12 protein-coding genes, 1 tRNA gene and 1 pseudogene are annotated in these 17,368 nt (G+C 49.1%); 5 read left to right on the forward strand and 9 right to left on the reverse strand.

What is annotated here, in order from left to right:
• Positions 1–143 precede the first annotated feature (143 nt).
• The 3 genes from hemA to GAC_RS03330 all read right to left on the reverse strand — a co-directional run bounded on the left by hemA (position 144) and on the right by GAC_RS03330 (position 2,895).
• On the reverse strand, positions 144–1,352 hold the full coding sequence (hemA, locus tag GAC_RS03320; RefSeq protein WP_010268779.1) for a 5-aminolevulinate synthase: 1,209 nt from the start codon (positions 1,350–1,352) through the stop codon (positions 144–146).
• Positions 1,353–1,545: 193 nt separating this feature from the next.
• On the reverse strand, positions 1,546–2,790 hold the full coding sequence (gene tyrS / locus GAC_RS03325) for a tyrosine--tRNA ligase (protein WP_010268783.1): 1,245 nt from the start codon (positions 2,788–2,790) through the stop codon (positions 1,546–1,548).
• Between the two features lie 33 nt (positions 2,791–2,823).
• Positions 2,824–2,895 (reverse strand) — tRNA-Lys (locus GAC_RS03330).
• A gap of 204 nt (positions 2,896–3,099) precedes the next feature.
• On the opposite strand from GAC_RS03330, the gene glnA reads away from it, so the two are divergent.
• The 3 genes and pseudogenes from glnA to GAC_RS03345 all read left to right on the forward strand — a co-directional run bounded on the left by glnA (position 3,100) and on the right by GAC_RS03345 (position 6,539).
• The gene (gene glnA, locus GAC_RS03335; RefSeq protein ID WP_010266269.1) at positions 3,100–4,506 is read left to right on the forward strand and encodes a type I glutamate--ammonia ligase; all 1,407 of its coding nucleotides are present in this window, start codon (positions 3,100–3,102) and stop codon (positions 4,504–4,506) included.
• A 10-nt stretch (positions 4,507–4,516) separates the two neighbouring features.
• Positions 4,517–5,545, forward strand: coding sequence for a phospho-N-acetylmuramoyl-pentapeptide-transferase (mraY, locus tag GAC_RS03340; protein WP_010268791.1), 1,029 nt, complete (start codon positions 4,517–4,519; stop codon positions 5,543–5,545).
• 9 nt (positions 5,546–5,554) lie between these two features.
• Positions 5,555–6,539: pseudogene (locus GAC_RS03345) on the forward strand (polyprenyl synthetase family protein).
• A gap of 74 nt (positions 6,540–6,613) precedes the next feature.
• On the opposite strand, the gene GAC_RS03350 reads toward GAC_RS03345, so the two are convergent.
• The 5 genes from GAC_RS03350 to polA form a co-directional block, all read right to left on the reverse strand.
• Positions 6,614–8,614, reverse strand: a complete 2,001-nt coding sequence (locus GAC_RS03350) for a hypothetical protein (protein WP_225318128.1) — start codon at positions 8,612–8,614, stop codon at positions 6,614–6,616.
• A 207-nt stretch (positions 8,615–8,821) separates the two neighbouring features.
• Complete coding sequence (locus tag GAC_RS03355; protein WP_010266279.1) at positions 8,822–9,541, reverse strand: ABC transporter ATP-binding protein; 720 nt, start codon at positions 9,539–9,541, stop codon at positions 8,822–8,824.
• A gap of 4 nt (positions 9,542–9,545) precedes the next feature.
• Positions 9,546–10,325: an MlaE family ABC transporter permease gene (locus tag GAC_RS03360; RefSeq protein ID WP_010266282.1), complete on the reverse strand. Its 780-nt coding sequence runs from the start codon at positions 10,323–10,325 to the stop codon at positions 9,546–9,548.
• A gap of 18 nt (positions 10,326–10,343) precedes the next feature.
• Positions 10,344–11,084: a ribulose-phosphate 3-epimerase gene (gene rpe, locus GAC_RS03365; protein ID WP_225349014.1), complete on the reverse strand. Its 741-nt coding sequence runs from the start codon at positions 11,082–11,084 to the stop codon at positions 10,344–10,346.
• 118 nt (positions 11,085–11,202) lie between these two features.
• Positions 11,203–13,755, reverse strand: a complete 2,553-nt coding sequence (gene polA / locus GAC_RS03370; protein ID WP_080510995.1) for a DNA polymerase I — start codon at positions 13,753–13,755, stop codon at positions 11,203–11,205.
• Positions 13,756–15,022: 1,267 nt separating this feature from the next.
• On the opposite strand from polA, the gene GAC_RS03380 reads away from it, so the two are divergent.
• Both GAC_RS03380 and recF read left to right on the forward strand, forming a co-directional pair.
• Positions 15,023–15,931: a Rossmann-fold NAD(P)-binding domain-containing protein gene (locus GAC_RS03380; RefSeq protein WP_011114630.1), complete on the forward strand. Its 909-nt coding sequence runs from the start codon at positions 15,023–15,025 to the stop codon at positions 15,929–15,931.
• A 9-nt stretch (positions 15,932–15,940) separates the two neighbouring features.
• On the forward strand, positions 15,941–17,056 hold the full coding sequence (gene recF, locus GAC_RS03385) for a DNA replication/repair protein RecF (RefSeq protein ID WP_012659131.1): 1,116 nt from the start codon (positions 15,941–15,943) through the stop codon (positions 17,054–17,056).
• On the opposite strand, the gene GAC_RS03390 is transcribed toward recF, so the two are convergent.
• Positions 17,053–17,368: P44/Msp2 family outer membrane protein (locus tag GAC_RS03390; protein WP_037349465.1), on the reverse strand; the 316-nt coding region annotated here is incomplete at its 5' end. The two genes, recF and GAC_RS03390, sit on opposite strands and share 4 nt — an antisense overlap.

Below are 17,368 nucleotides of genomic sequence, written 5' to 3' on the forward strand. Positions count from 1 at the left end.
TCCGTCGTGAGAACAGCGCAATATTTCCTCTCGCGCAACCCGCAGTTCAGTGAGCATCAAATCAGCTTCGAGGTCTATTGTTTTTCCCCAAAAAGTGGTGTCACCCGCTTCGTAAACGCATGGCAAGTAGAAGAGCGCTAAGGCTATACACAACTTTTAACTAGCGACACAGAAAACCGCTGCAGCACCTGCAATAGCCCATCAATCAGCTTTTCTATCATGTCATCCGTGTGAAACGGAGTGGGCGTAATTCTAAGTCGCTCCGTACCGTGTGGCACGGTTGGGTAGTTGATTGACTGAATGTAGATACCATGGTCACGCAGCAGCGCCCCAGAGATTTCCCTGCAGATTTCTGCATCACCAACTATTATTGGTATTATGTGGGTTTCAGTCATGACAAACTCTATGCCCGCATTCAGCATGGCATTTTTGACCTTCTGCACAACTTGTCTATGCTTTTCTCGTTCCACGTTACTCACCTTCAGGTGCTCAACGCTAGCCCTGGCAGACGCGGCAATCAATGGGGAAATCGCAGTCGTGAAGATAAAGCCCGGCGCAAAACTTCTCACTACGTCCACCAACCCCTTTGAGGCCGCTATGTACCCACCCATGACTCCAAAAGCCTTGGACAATGTGCCTTGAATTACTGAGATCCTATCAACCAAACCTTCACGTTCTGATATTCCGCCACCGCGGGCCCCGTACATGCCAACTGCATGCACTTCATCCAAATATGTGATTGCATTGTACTTATCAGCCAGGTCACAAATCTCCCGGATCGGGGCAATGTCCCCATCCATGGAGTATAGAGACTCGAACAATATGATTTTAGGGCCGGGGCCAGCTGCCTCTAACAGGCTTTCGAGGTGCTCTACATCATTGTGTCTGAAGATGTGTCTCTCCCTGTTGCTTGCGCGAATACCCTCAATCATGGATGAGTGATTTTTCGCATCGGAAAACACGACTATGTCTGGAATCATCGACAAAATTGTGCTGATGCTAGTCTGGTTGGCAACATATCCACAAACAAATGCGAGAGCTGCAGGCTTGTTGTGCAGATCCGCCAGAGAGCGTTCTAGTTCTATGACTTCTTTGGTGGTACCAGAAATGTTTCTGGTCCCCCCAGCCCCAACATTGACGCTCACATCACGCGCAGCGGAGAGTACATGTTCGTTTTGACTCATACCTAAATAGTCATTGCTGCACCAGAGCGTGATAACTTTCTCTGTTTGGCATTCAATAGCGTATGGGAACTTTCCTGGAATGCGACGAAACCCGGTAAACTCCCTGTATCTACCTTCTTCCTTGATAGCTTGTATCTTCTCAAGAAATACTTTCTCGTAATCCATCATAGGAAACAACCCACATTTTGCCACAGCATAACACTAAGCACTGTTTTTTACCACAAACACCATATCCCCCATTGCGTGAACGCCACCAACGCAATGCAACGCACCTGGGCATGGCCGCAACTCCGCGTCCGCAGTTCGGAGACCGGTCTGCGGCAGCTCGGCTATGATTTTGTCGTACAACAGCCCGCATATTCTAATCTTCCACAACCACCTTGATGCGTCGCTTCTTGCCACAAAACACCGTTATGTACCCACTGTTGCGCGCAAAGTCTGCGTGAGTCAGCGCATGGTCAGCATCTTCGACTACCATTCCATTGATTTTACATCCCCTACCCTTGATGAGCCTCCTTCCAGCGCTGATACTCTCTTCCAGTCCCGCCAGTTGCAGGAGCTTGGCCACCGATATACCCTGAGCTATAAGGCTCTTGTGCAGGGGGAAGTGAGGCAACCCCGCATCGTCATTGTGCTCAAAAACCTGTAGAGCCGCGTTCTCAGCCGCAAGCGCAGCGGATTTACCATGACATATTGCGGTAGCCTCAGTGGCCAGAACCTTTTTTGCCTCGTTTATTGCTTCACCCTGCAGGTTTTCTAACTCGGCAATTTCATTCATCGGCAGCTCAGTAAAAAGCCGCAGTAGGCGGCCGACTTCCACATCTGGAACATTGCGAAAGTACTGCCAGTAATTTCCGGGATCAAACATTTCGGCGTCAAGCCATACCGCCCCATCGGCGGTTTTACCCATCTTCTCCCCAGTGCTTGTAAGCAAAAGTTGGGTGGTCAAACCATAGAGTTGCGGCAGCCCCAGCTTGCGCCCTAGGTCTATGCCATTCACGATGTTGCCCCACTGGTCAGCACCACCTATCTGTAGCACACATTTGTGCCTTCGATGCAGTTCTACAAAGTCGTATGATTGCAGTAGAACGTAACTAAATTCCAAGAAGCTCAGGTTTTGGTCCCGGTCTAGGCGGCTGCGCACGCTATCTAGGCCCAACATAGCGTTGACGGAAAATTTGCTGCCAATCTCCCGCAAAAACTCGAGGTACCGCACTTCTCCAAGCCATTCAGCATTGTCTGCTATAACAACGCCGTCACCCTGGTTCAAAAATTTGTTGATGGTGGCCAGGATCCCAGCCTTATTGGCCGCAATTTCCGCTTCAGAAAGCATCGCCCTGGCTTTATCCTTACCAGAAGGGTCACCAATCTTGGTGGTGCCTCCCCCCAAAAGCACAACTATCTTGTGGCCGAACTTTTGCAGGTATCGCATTACCATAATCTGCATTAGACTTCCGATGTGCAGACTACGCGCGGTGCAGTCGAACCCTATGTACGCGGTTATTGGCTGCAGCGCCATGAGTTCATCAAGTGCCACATCATCTGTGCACTGGTGTAGATACCCCCTAACCTGCAGCGTATTTAAAAACCCAGACTTGAACTCCATGAGCTTGTTCACCCCAACAACGCCAGAACGCAGTGGTCCCGGCGCGGATCGAACGCGCGGCACGGTGATTAAAAGCCACCTGCTCTACCACTGAGCTACAGGACCTAAGCACACTTAGAGTCAGCAAACCCACACCACGATGGTAACGCCTTTGCCGGCAGAAGTCAAAAGTCTTAATGGTCTTCTGGACGTACATTTCGCAGCACGCAACTTACAATCAATATGTGCTGGCTGTTCCTGTTGCCAAGACACGGAAAATTTGTTACGCTCCACTCGATCTTTTTACTAAATATCTTCAGGATCTTCGTTATGTTCCTACGCGCAGAGGACTTGCTGGACTACATTGCAAAAAATTCGGTCAAATTCATAGACTGGCGGTTTACCGACCTTCTTGGAAGGTGGCATCATACAACATATAGCGTTTCCTCCTTGAGTGCTGAGGTTTTTTCTTCTGGCATTGCATTTGACAGTTCTTCGGTACCCGGGTGGCAACCTATAGAAAAGTCTGACATGTTGCTGGTGCCAGACGTAAGCACCGCGTTTGTAGACCCGTTTTCGCCCCAGCCGTCCTTAGCGGTAATTTGCAACGTCGTAAACCCACATGGGCATAACGATTATCAGCGTGACCCGCGCTATACAGCACGCAAGGCGTACGAGTATATGCTGTCATCCGAGATTGCAGATAAGTGCTTTTTCGGCACCGAACTGGAGTTTTTTGTGTTCGACCACGTGCGTTTTGGCACGGACCCTTATAACACATATTTTAAGTTAGCCAGCCAGGAAGATGGGGGGCTTGGTTCCCGAGGGTGCTTTTCAAACCATGGGTACCGCATGAAGGCAAAAGACGGATACATGCGGCTCGCACCGGTAGATTCTCTGCACGATGTACGGTCGGAAATGCTTGCCATGTTGTCTGAAGTTGGGGTCACACCGTTGCTCCATCACCATGAAGTTGCAGCATCGCAGTGTGAAATTGGGTTCCGGTACGCAGAGCTCGTCACGAGCGCAGACAATGTACAGAAGTGTAAGTATGTGCTCCGAAACGTGGCAAGTTCTTACGGCAAAAGCGTAACTTTCATGCCGAAACCCGTGCGCGGAGATAATGGCAGCGGTATGCACTGCCATCAATCTCTGTGGAAGGACGGGAATAACATATTTTCCGGTAGCAATAGGGGGCTGTCTGAGCTGTGTTTGCATTACATAGGTGGTGTAATAAAGCATGGTAGGGCTTTGAGTGCATTTGCGAATCCATCTACTAACAGCTACAAACGGCTTCTACCGAATTTTGAAGCCCCTACGTGGTTGGTGTATTCGCACGAGAACAGGTCTGCAGCAATTCGCATACCGTGTATACCAGACGGAGGCTCCACGAGGATAGAGGTCAGGTTTCCGGACCCGCTCGCGAACCCGTACTTGTGTTTTGCCGCGCAGCTAATGGCGGGGTTAGATGGCATTAAGCACAAGGTGCATCCTCATGAAGTAAGTGGCAAATGTTTGTACAGCATGGAAGAGTCAGAAACGCGTGACTTGCTGTCTGTTCCCACCTCTTTGGAAGAGGCGCTAACATCTCTGGATAAAGACCGGGACTTTCTCCTACAGGGCGAAGTTTTCACTAACGAGCAGATAGAATCCTACATCCAGCTCAAGAGATCAGAGGTTGACAACCTGCGGTCATATCCACACCCGGTAGAGTTTAGCAACTACTACGCTCTTTGAGGGCGGCGCTGTGTTCAGCCCGATAGGGAAGGTTGCCCAACCCTATTTTTGCAGTTTTTTGCTTTCAACAATTCTAGGATTCGTAATAGCGCCCCGCACCATAGCTGCACTGAAAAATATCCAAAAGGGTAGGAATCCCGTCCGCAGTTGTTTTCCCGCAGCACATCTTGCAAAGAAAAGCGGCATACCATCCATGGGTGGCGTCATCATACTCTTGCCATGCATATTATCCACAGCAATATTCGGTGATCTACACGATCGCGACATATGGGTGATACTGACAACCATGGTTGCTTTCGCAATACTTGGAGGAGTGGATGACTATTTGAAATTCACTCGGCAGAACCCGCAGGGTATCAGCCTGGAAGCAAAGTTATTTGCCCAGCTGTTGATAGCATCTGCGGCACTGATCTTCCTCTCGTACACCTCCGATAGCTTTACTAGCACACACATATTTTCCAAGGGGTTGATAGATCTGGGATGGGCATATATGCCCTTTGCATATATCGTTGTGGTTGGGTCATCAAATTCTGTAAACCTGACGGACGGGCTCGACGGGCTTGCAACCCTGCCGATTATCACTTCCACAGCAATTTTGGGAATTATAGGCCATTTATCACTGCAATTTGGTGCGGAGCCCCCTGGCGTGGTTGGCGCAAATATACCAATATTTTGTTCGGCGCTTGTGGGAAGTGCACTAAGCTTTCTATGGTTCAACGCGCATCCAGCTCAGGTATTTATGGGAGACTTGGGTAGTCTGTCGCTCGGAGCATCGCTGGGGTTGATGAGTGTAATGCTAAAGTGCGAATTTATCTACGCAATCTCAGGTTGTATATTCGTCGCAGAAGCTATTTCCAGTATGGCACAAGTGGCTTATTGTAAGCTCACAAAGGGACGCAAAATTTTTCTGGTAGCGCCCATACATCACCACTTTGAAAAGGCTGGCCTAAAAGAAGCTACCATAGTAACTAGAGCGTGGGTTATTGCTATGGTCTCATTCGTGGTATCCCTTGCAGCAATTATTTACATTTATCGTTAGTGGGAAAGTATGTCAGATGCGTTTAACAGAGCGTTGATTGACCTCAAAAGCTTGGTGCTAGAAGACCTGCAGGCAATGGAGCAGCTCATAGTCGACACAAGCAATAGTGACATCTCATACATCGCCGACATAGTCAGCCATCTTATGCTCTCTGGGGGCAAGCGTATACGGCCGATTTTACTGCTTGCTGTATGTAAGATGCTGGCACTAGCAGATGAGCGTAGAATCCGCATTGCTGCCGCAATAGAATTTATACACAGCGCAACTTTATTGCATGATGACGTCGTAGACCAAAGTGAACTGCGCCGTGGCGCAAAAACATCGAACAGCTTATGGGGAAACAAGGCCAGCATTTTGGTGGGAGATTTCCTCTTGGCTGCCGCTTTTCAGTGGATAGTGTCATGTGGTAATTTTGAGCTTCTCACCGTGCTCTCCGGAGCATCCCGCACAATAGTTGCCGGGGAGATACAACAGATGGTGTATAGCAAAAATTTGGATATCACGCGCGAGAAATACATAGAAATAATATCCGCAAAAACCGCTGCTTTGTTCTCCGCAACCTGCGAATCCGCGGGTGTTTTGTCTGAAAGCCCACACGGCAACCGGGAAGCGTTGAGGGATTTTGGGCATAATTTCGGTATAACATTTCAAATAGTGGACGACTTGCTCGATTACACGGCACAGCATGAGCAGTGGGGGAAGGCACACAGGTCAGGACCTTAACAACGGCCAGGTTACTTTACCACTGATTATGGCATACGAGGAGGCAGATTCGGCCGGGAAAGAAATGTTGAGGGGCGCTCTAGCTGGCAGGACCGCAGATATTGAAACTGCGCATTCTTACATCACATCTCTAAACATCGTACAAAAAGCCACAAAATTTGCTGCGGAATATGTAGATGCAGCTAACAGATTTTTAGAGCCGTTTCCCAATTCACAATGTAAATCCAAGCTTAGTGCGCTACTGAATAGTGCCCTGCAGAGGCGATTTTAGCGGAAGATTTTTACCTGAAAGCGTTAGGCAGTAGTGATGGCCTGTGAAACGCACATGCGCTAGACTGCAGGCCATCAACACCGCAAGCCACGTGCTGCGTTTTCAGCGCTGGTAATTTGCTCCCAAGGGGGTGTACATGTAACAGCACGTAAGTGCGTGCCGGTAGCAGCCGGCACTGGTGGTACACTTGGAGCATTTCTGAGTGTATTCTCCCCACACCGTATTACGCCAAGAATATAGTCCTCAGAGCTGCGCCTAAGTTCTAGCATCCTGCGCTCAATCTCCGCTTTTTCCAGTGCACAGTAAGTATATAAGGCCGTGCATACCAGGAATGTGACCCACACAATACCAAACATCTGCCACATTTTGGTGTGTAGTGGGGCCTTGCTGCAGGCAACAATCCCTGAGAGCGCGCACACCAATATTACGCCTCCCGCACTGGGGAAGAAATAGCAGAATGCTTTGAATATCCGGTGCTCACGAGCGTAAACACGCCTCGCCTCTGAAAAACCGCTACATACTTCTGCATGCTCGAGGAAAAACCTTGAAGATAGCTTGCACGCTGAGCACACCATAGCAAAAAAACTATTCACTACCATGGTGTACGTGTCATACGCCCACCCGTTGGCATCGCTCCCCGCTTCGTCGCGGCAGAGCAGCCTGCGCGTGTAGTCCGCACATATACTAACCCGCCTCACATAGGCATTATCACTAAGAACATATTCCACTAATTCGCCAACCACCGCTCTTGCACCAATACGGTTGCGCCCGTTTTCACAAAAGCTAAAAAGCTCGCTCAGGTGGCCGCGTATTACGTCATCCAAGAGGCGAGATTCCACATCTGACTCAGTGCGTATGCGATTTAGCTTCTGTCTACAACGAGCAAAAAACTCCTGAATTGGTGCAAACTCCTCGTGCCGTAATAGCACATTGTTGCCGCGGATTCTGTCATCCTGAGCACACAACATGTGCAATACATTGCAAAATCTTGTGTTGAAAATTCTCGCTCTTTCAGCAATACCATCTGTATGCTCCAGGCGGCTCCGTATAATTCTTGCTACCTCGTGTAGGTCTATGTTACGGGAACCAACCCTACCTTGTAACCAACCGATGCTATTTCTTAGTTCTGCGTTTGACTGCATAAACGCAAGTTTGAATCTCTCACAATCCTCGCTCAGAGAATAAAAAAGTGCATAGTAGGGTATCCCAGTAATAAATTCTTGCAGAAACGAAGGGTCTCTCGGTGTACTGATGCGATCAAGGTATAGGAGCGCGTATCTTACCGCACTTTCAGAGCAGTATACCGAGCCCAGCGCATAACGTAGCGGCCCATTGCCTTCTTGGTCCCTTAGTGCTTCAAAAAACGAACCGCTGGTACATTCTGTTCGGAAGCGTCTGGCTTCCCGTGCAACCAATGGGCGTACGATCTGAACCATGAACTCCCTTTCGTACTTACCGCCACACAAAGACAAAGCGTAATGAATGGCTCGCGCGCCGCGGGCATCCAACGCATATCTTGAGAAGCCTATCAAAAACTTCTTTACAAGCTCGAACATGAGATTCTGTCTGTCTTCCGCATTACCTGGCATGAGATATTGCAGACACAGCATGTAAGTGAAGCTTCTATGAACTTCCATAGAGCCGTCATCGCACCTGCGCATGCATACGTGTTCCTGTTGTAAAAATCGCTCAACGCTACTAACAAACACCGCATGTGTAACTCTTCCCTTTTGCATGGATGCCAAGCGCGCTTGTTCTATTTTGTCTGCTATTATTCCAACACATTCAATAATTGCAGGAATGCGACGATCTCTCCTCGATACTGGATCATCAGCACCAGCAGATATACTTCTCGCAGGTAAACTCCGTATTGGCCGGCGTGCCCGTGCACCGCTGGGGCCGGCGGTATTATCAGGCCTCGACGCCCCATATCTACCACCAGTTATTGTTGAGCGGAACATTGCCCACAAATCGCTCAACGTCCCATTTTCCTGAGAGCTGGGTAGCATGGCATCCATTAGTATGGCAAGCGGGCTGTCGTTGCCATCGCGGGATAGTATTTCCTCCACAGGCATGTCCGCCAATGTACGTGCAAAGGCGTGTGCATGCCCACCTAGGTCTTCAGCATTCAACATTAAAGGGCTCACAATTGCCAACAGCGACCCAACGTGTTAACACATGGGCACAGGCGGGAGTATACTACGCAGGACGTTACGTTCACCAATGAAATATTCTGAGAGTGCACGAAACACCCTACCACCCGCACAAAAGCATGTGTACTATTAGTAGGCAAGCCGCATGAACTTCACTACGTACGGGTCCGTGCTGTTTTGTATGTCACTCACCCCTTCGCACGCAATAATCTTCCCGTCTTTTAGCACCGCAATTTTATCCGCTATCCTGAGCGCGCTATCAATATCGTGCGTTATGGTGATGACAGTCAGCTTGAGCTCCGCGTGGCATTGCATGATGATATCACTCACCACATCAGACATTATAGGGTCGAGCCCGGAAGTCGGCTCATCCAAAATCAAGATCTTCGGCCGCCCGATTATCGCACGGGCAAGCGCGACCCTTTTTTTCATACCCCCAGAAAGAGCTACGGGATAAACATCCATGACGCTAGAGTCCAAACCTACCATTTCCAGCCCACACTGTGCCAGCTCTTTGGCCTGGTTCGCACTAATGCCCAACCTTCTGCGAAAATTAAAAACCACATTCTCCCACACGGTAAGGCTGTCAAACAGTGCACAATTTTGGAATAGAACGCTAAATTTCTTCGTATTCTGCTGATGGTGCGACACATCCACTCCGTCTATTGTCACACTACCGGCGGTTGGTGTGATGAGCCCCAGCACTATTTTAGTCAGTACTGACTTCCCGCTACCGGATTCCCCCAGAATTACCAGGGATTCCCCCCACGGGATGTTGAGGTTAACACCCTGGAGCACCTTTTTGTCGCGGAAAGTCATGTGCAAATCAGATATGGATACAGCATACATGGCACTACGCGTAAAAAACCGTAATTACATAGTTAAGCAGTACGATGAGCATGGAAGATGAAACAACTGTGTTGGTAGTTGCAGCACCAACTCCTCTGGCTCCCCCACTGCAATAATACCCGCTATAGCACCCCACCATCGCAATTACAAACCCGAAGGACACTGCCTTGACTAAACCCTCGGTCACATCCTTGAAGCGCAAAAATTCAGCGACACCCCCTATATACTCGTTTGGATTATAACCCAGACCCAATGTGCCGACAGCGTACCCACCAAATATCCCCAAAAAATCTGTGTATATGATAAGCACAGGCATCGCGACCATGAGGGCGATAACCCGGGGCGCCACTAGATACTGGAAGGGGTCAGCTTCAAGAGTATCCAGAGCATCAATCTGTTCTGTAATGCGCATTGTCCCTATTTCTGCAGCAACTGCAGCGCCAACTCTTCCTGCAACAATCAGCCCTATCAACACCGGCCCAAGTTCCCGAACTATCGCAACGGTTACTATACCAGCCATAAAGTGTGCTGCGACCTTACCGCCCCCCACTAGAGTATCTTGCAGCACCAGCGCGCCTCCAGTAAACAGCGCGGTCATCCCAACAATAGGAAGAGAGAAGAACCACATCTCAAAAAACTGCCTCGCTGCTATTGGGAAGTAGTAAGGGGGGAGAGCGCCAAGTGCCACAGATTTCGCACAGAAAATCGACATCCTGCCCACTGGTACAACCAACCCGATAAAGTACCTGCCAACAGCAGCAAAAATTGTTGCAACAGCGTTCAACTCTACCTCACAATATTTCTAAAATGACTTCAAGGCCTGCACTACTTTATACATGTTAGCAGATTTGAAAAGTGATGTACCAACCACTACCACATCAGCACCTGCGTTGACAATAGATCCGACATTTTCCGTAGTGACGCCCCCATCCACCGATATCTTGGTTGGCAAGGAGTACTTCTCCACCATGGTACGGATTTTTTCTATTTTGCGCAGCTGTGATGTAAGAAACTCTTGGCCCGCGAACCCCGGATCTACAGACATCACAAGCACAAGGTCCAGTTCATGTATCACGTATTCCAGTGCGCTATGGTGAGTTTTAGGGACCAGGGACACTCCCACTTTTTTCCCGTGGGATTTTACCTCTCGCACAAACCTGTAAAGGTGCACATCTGACTCCGCATGTACGGTGATGATATCAGCCCCGGCATCTATTACACTCCGTAAGTGCAGGGCCGGAGTTTGAACCATCAAGTGTACATCCAACACTAGGCGAGTGCACTTTTTGATACCAGCAATAACCACGGGGCCCACCGTTAGGTTTGGCACAAAGCACCCATCCATAACATCAACATGCAGCCAGTCAACTCCAGCAGCCTCTACTGCAGCGACTGACGCACTAAGGTTTGCAAAGTCTGCAGATAGAATAGAAGCAGAAACAACTACGCCCTTAGCGGCTTCGGGCCCGCCGTTAGGAGTCTTTAAAAAATCCTCTTTCTTGGCCAACAAGACAACCAACCAACAAACACGACTCTCGCGCATTATAGCTCTTAGGTCCCGTCTTTCAAGATGTAACCCTGTCAAACAAAACCGGTTGCGCAGTTAGACTAATAATTAACATCAGCCATAACCCGAGTAGACGTCAACAGAGCGCCGCCGTTTATACTGACTCCAATTTTGCCATGCTACCCCAACTGCTACCAACCCCGATATCAACCTTGAGTGGCACGGAAAAATTTGCGACACCCTCCATCACTTCTTTCATCAACTTTGCAACCCTATCCACATGGCTCTCGGGCACCTCAACTAGAAGTTCGTCGTGTACTTGCAAAATTATTGCGCCAACCTCGAGTTTATTACGTAAATTTATCATCGCTTTTTTAACAACATCTGCAGCGGTACCCTGTATTGGAGCATTAATCGCGGCACGCTCTGCAAAACCTCTGACTGTGTGTTGCTCGCTGTTTATACCAGAAATGTAACATTTCCTACCAAAGGCTGTTCTAGTATACCCATACTTCCTTGCATAGGCTTTGATTGCCTCCATATAGTTTTTGATCTCCGGATAAGAGCGAAAATACTGTGCTACGTACTGGCTGGCCTCTTGCCTAGTAATGCCGACATTCTTTGCCAATCCAAATGGGCTCATACCGTATATGATCCCGAAATTTATAGACTTCGCCCTTCTCCTGAGTTCCGGATCTGTGACTCCATCACCAAAAATTTGCTGTGCCGTCACCATGTGGATATCCTTTCCCTCGGAGAAGGCGTCTCTGAAGGCCTGCACCCCGGCAATGTGGGCCATAATTTTCAGCTCCATCTGGGAATAATCTGCCGATACTAGCTTGTGGCCTTCACGCGCTACAAACGCTTTTCTGATTTCGGTGCCTTCTTTGCTCCTGATGGGTATATTCTGCAGATTCGGGTTGCTCGAGCTTATTCTACCAGTAGCAGTAGAAATCATAGAATAGCTGGTGTGTACCCGCTTAGTTCCGGTCTCAACCTGTCTTAGCAAAGCGTCAACGTAAGTACTTTTTAGCTTGGAAAAATGCCGCCACTTCAGCACCTTGTCTGCAATTTCTACCCCTTCTGCAGCAAGCTCTGTAAGCACCTCAGCATTCGTAGAATAAGACCCGGACGGCATTTTCTTCGCACTGCTGCTGAGCCCCATACGTTCAAACAAAAGCTTGCCTAGTTGCCTTGCGGACGCAACATTGAACTTGCATCCAGCAAGGTCATATATTTCCTTTTCCAGCGAGCGTATGGAACCATGAAAATCTTGTGAGAGCTGTTTCAAGATTTCTGTATCAACCTCAACGCCGATTTCTTGCATCTCATAGAGAACGCGCACAAGCGGCCTTTCAAGTTGGTAGTAAACTGTGAATAACCTGTCTAAGAGCAGTTTGTTTCTCATTACCCCATGCAACTGCACAAGGGTGCACGCCAGCCTGGCCGGAAATTTCTGGTGCAAGTAACGATAGGCCATACCCGCCAAACTGTGGTCATGACTGCCCGCATCCAGACTATAAGACATCAACATAACATCATCGAACGCCCCTAAATCCGGAAAATGCCGCATAATTAGCTTCGCATCATGTACAATTTTAAGTACAGAATCTGAAGCCAAAATTTGCCTGGCTGCATCCATAAAATTCCGTACCTCATCCCCACGTACGGTGAGCGCATGTTCCCTATCATAGGCAACCGACAACTCGTTAATGGTTCCGTCTGCAATTTTTGCGTGGAAGGCAAGCAACCCAACATTTTCACACTTACGCAAAAACGCCACCGGGTCTTCGGTGTGAGATTCCGGCATTTCTCCCGCTCCCCCCTGCCGATCGGGAGACTCAAGAGAGATCTGGTAACACTGCTCGATTTTCCCCCGCAGAGAGTTTAGCTCGTACTTTTCTAAGAAAGCGAGCAGCTGCTCCGAGTCAGGCAGTTTTTTGGCATACTTATTCAAGTCTCCATCGAACTCGACTGCTCGTTGTAAGGACACTAAATCCCGTGAGAGTAACGCCTGATCCGCGTGTTGTATGAGCATTTCTCGACATTTTTTCTGCTCAACTTTCTCAGCGCAGCTCAAAACGTTATCTAAGGATCCAAATTGGTTGATAAGCCTGGCAGCGGTTTTTACACCAATACTCGGCACACCCGGGATGTTGTCAGAGGCATCCCCAGTTAGAGCGAGAACGTCCAGGAGTTTGTCAGGAGTCACACCAAATTTGTCAACTACATATTCATCTGTCAGGTACTTATTCTTAATTGGATCAAAAATCTGCACGTGCTCTCCCATGAGCTGTAGCAAATCTTTGTCCGCAGTGATTACCCGCACTTGAACATCTTCAGACGCATATTTCGTGCTGAGCGTAGCTATGACATCGTCCGCCTCAAAATTGTGCACCTCCTCACTTGCAATGCCCAGTGCACTCACTGCTTCTCGCAGCGGGGAAAATTGTCTGAGCAGATCCTCAGGCAATCTTGGTCGGTTCATTTTGTACTGTGGATACAGGGTGTGGCGAAAGTTTTTTGAGCCTGTATCAAAAACAACTGCTATATAGTCTGCATTGTGTGTCAGTAGATGTTTCAAGAGAATATTGATAAATCCGTACACACCGCCTATGGGCGCCCCCTGAGAGGTATGCAACTGCGGAAGGGCATAATACGCGCGGAAGAGAAATCCATACGCATCTACAACTACAAAGTTTGCCATATGTAGCACCCCCAAAACCTCCGAGTACTCTAAATAACGCAAAATGTGCTCGGCCTCCAGTTTGTTGTTTGTGGGAACGTTGCAACCACCTTCTATGAATGATCAAAAATCGTACTACCAGAAGGCGCCAGCAGCATGGCCATAAACCCCTAGTATCATCCAAAAACCCAAGATGTTCCAGCTATCCGGTACTGATAGGAAAGGTGTGCATGGCGCATCGGGTTGCGTGTTGTAACTCCATTATTAAGAAATTACAAACTGTTATGGACGAGAATTTCACCGGGTTTTCACAATTTAGGGTTGGCTCAACAGCATTTAGCTACAATCCGAGGTTGTTCCAAACGCAAAGGGGGAGTTTAATTCATGTCACAGACTATCGGCAGTAAGCCCAAAAGTAGCACCAAGGCGACAAAGGCTACAAGTAGCAAGCGCACAGTCAGCACAAAAAAGGCGCGTGCAGCCGCAACACCGAAAGATCGCACAGCGGTAAAGAGCACACGCGCTGTTGCGCGGGCACGGCGGACAGCTGCATCTACGCAACATAGTCGCCCAGCTGTTTCGAAGCCAGCTAGCGTGGCACGTAGTGCCGCTAGTCATCATAACGTTGGGGTGTGGTGTAAGGGGCCATGCGGATTTGTTTTCGGCGGCCTTAGGCATTTGTTGGGATGTGCACTGTCATTCATAAGGCCACACATTCCAAAGTGACATCACAGCAGAGTTATTGAGTTCCCTGAGACTCCCTGTTTCCGGTGATATCTAATCTCCGTGCTGGGGCCCGGCATGGGCGCCTGCGGGGTGGCGGTGCCGCTTATCTCCACTTGCTCTGTGCTGGTGTGGCGCCAGTTTTGCACGCAGTAGATGCGGGCAAGCCAGGAGCCTGCCTATACCCCCACGCTCCCTACGTGTCAGCCGGCCGCGCTGGCGTGCGCTGGAGCAATAATCGCCCTGTTCCGGTGCTGCTGCGGGCGCAGGCAGTGGACCCAGGTACGCTGTGTTACAAGCGCTTGTAGGGCGTTTTACGTCATTTTAGCACGCAGGCAACATGCAAACCTCTTGACATTCACCATCCTTTGTGGTGAAACCCTAGAATGTTGCTGTCCTTGGCTGCCAGCGAATTCTGGAGTAGTTGCAGTGGATGCGGAGTTCTTACACAAAAGGAAAATAAAAAATTGCACTGTGTTCGCGCTGTTGTTAGCGCTTGTGGTTGTGCTGTTTTTTGTGTCTATTGTTAGAGTGAAGTTCTAGTGTAGGTTGGGCAGGTAAGGGCGTGGGTGTTGCTGGAACTGGGGTAGGGTCTCTCGTCGACATTGGCTGCTGTAGCAGCGCAAGCATGTGGGTTATCTCAGGCTTTGAACTAAAAACCAAAACGGTGTACAACAAGTTGGCGGGCACGCTTGTGCGCAAAAACATTGCCATGGCGCTTTGTCAGTCCTCCGCGCGTACCAGGGCTTCCTTTGAGGGCAACATAAACCAGAAGGGCAGCGGGATAATAGTGCTCGGAGCAAGTGAAGTGTACCCACACAGGGGTGAATCGGTACGCGATGCCGCATCGTCGCAGTACGTAGACCTTATGGTGCCGCGTACAGCAAGCCACGCCGCTCTGCTGGAGATGAAACTGCGCAGCAATGTGCAGATGATCAATGCGCTCATCAAAAAGAGCCATCCGTATCGGGTGCTGGCTGGCATCTTAACTTATGCGGCAACAAAGTGGTGTGCAATTTTCGGGCAAACTGTTGCGTGGGTGTGCGGCAATACCAACGTATTGAGTTCCCAGGTGCGGGCTGCCGCTGCTTTGAAGTTTAGGCTTCTGACACCCACTCTACGGTGCTCAGATAACATGGCCCGGAAAGACGCACAACAAGAAGGTGCAGACATCGCTTATGAGCCAGAGCTGGCGCATGCGGCTTCGGATGCAGATGTTGTCACTTCTGACTCTTGGCATTCGATGGGCAACCCCACTAACCTAGACGTGCTGAATAACCATCAGGTCGATGAATTTCTTATTGCGCTTGCGAAGCATGGCCATATGCTTTTGCACTGCATGCCAGCGTATGTTGAACGGGAGGTCGGTAGAGCTGCGCCGTGCGGTCCTTCCTCGCACACAGCCGAAGAGGCAGGAAACAAGCTGCGCATACAAAAAGCCCTCCCAGCCTGGCGTTTTGGGCTGTTATCGTAAGATCTTAATATGTCCCCCAGTCCAAGATCGTGTATTCAAAGCATTAAGTTGTGTAACTTCCGGAATTACACAAGGGCCGAACTGGAAAGCCACGGGCATTCAGTTGTGCTGTTGGGAGAAAATGGATCAGGCAAAACTAACATTTTAGAGGCAATATCTTTGCTGTCGAAGGGCCCCGGATTGCGCAATGTCAGTGCAGCTTGTATGCAAAACCGTGAGTCGAGCGCTCCCTGGAGTGTGCACCATGCGGTACTGAGTGGTAACGCACAATGTTCGGTTAGTATCACAAAGCACGAAAATAAACGTCGCCTGCTTATAGACGAGAAGGCCGGTCTCTACAGTACCCTACACAATATGCTATGCATAGTGTGGCTCATGCCGCAGTTGGACCATATTTTACTCAAAGCACCATCAGAGCGCCTAAGGTTTTTTGACAGGGTCGTGCACATATTCGACAAAGATTATTCCTCTCACATAGTCCGGTACGAAAAGGCAAAGCGTGACAGAAGAAAGATTCTGCGCGAGGCCCCACAGGACGTCAATTGGCTTACGAGTTTGGAAAATGTCATGGCTGCAAGTGGGGTTTGCATCGCTCGGATGCGGCTCAACGCACTTGAGATTTTACAAAAAACCATGGCAGATAATGACATTAACTCCCCATTTTTGAAGTTCAACATACACCTAGATAGTGCGGTTTTCGAGCTGTTAGAAAGCCAGGAACATGCGGTAAGTCGGTACATGCAGCAGCTGGGAAACAGTAGAATGAAGGACATGCATGGACAGCTCACCTCATTTGGCATCCACAATGATCATTTTCAGATATCAAACGCAGATAAAAACCTCGCAGCAAGTAACTGCTCAACCGGAGAACAAAAAATCCTCCTGCTATCGCTGTTGTTGACAGCAGCAGTTGCGAAGCGCAAGGTACACAACCAGGCCCCCATAATGTTGCTGGACGACATCATGTCGCATTTGGATTATACGCATAAGCAAGAGCTTGTGCAGACCATAAAAGACGTGGGATGCCAAACATGGATCACAGACGTTGACGACAGGAATTTTGAGGGGCTAGAACGGCACTTCGTGCGCTTGCGCATCACTGATAACAGCATAAATCCAGTTTAGCCTCCAAGATCTGCACTACGCTTCCCTAGCAACAAGAACAAGGAGTTTCCTTGTTTCCAATGTCTACCACTAATCTCAGAAACAGAAAACTCTTGCCCAATCACTCCAAGCTCTATCCTAGTGTCACCCAGAGCATAGCCTACAGCTCCAGTGACACCATATGGGCTTATACGTTTAAACTTTATTGGATCATCACCAGGAGCACCTCCGTTCTTACCCCACCAGTCAAAGCTAGACCAGGATAATACTTCATCACCTGATACATCTTTCTTATAGGGTAGGACATACCAAGTCTCTCCAGGAATGCCAACG

Origin of the sequence: Anaplasma marginale str. Florida, from assembly GCF_000215485.1 — a bacterium.
GTDB classification, from domain to species: Bacteria; Pseudomonadota; Alphaproteobacteria; order Rickettsiales; family Anaplasmataceae; genus Anaplasma; species Anaplasma marginale.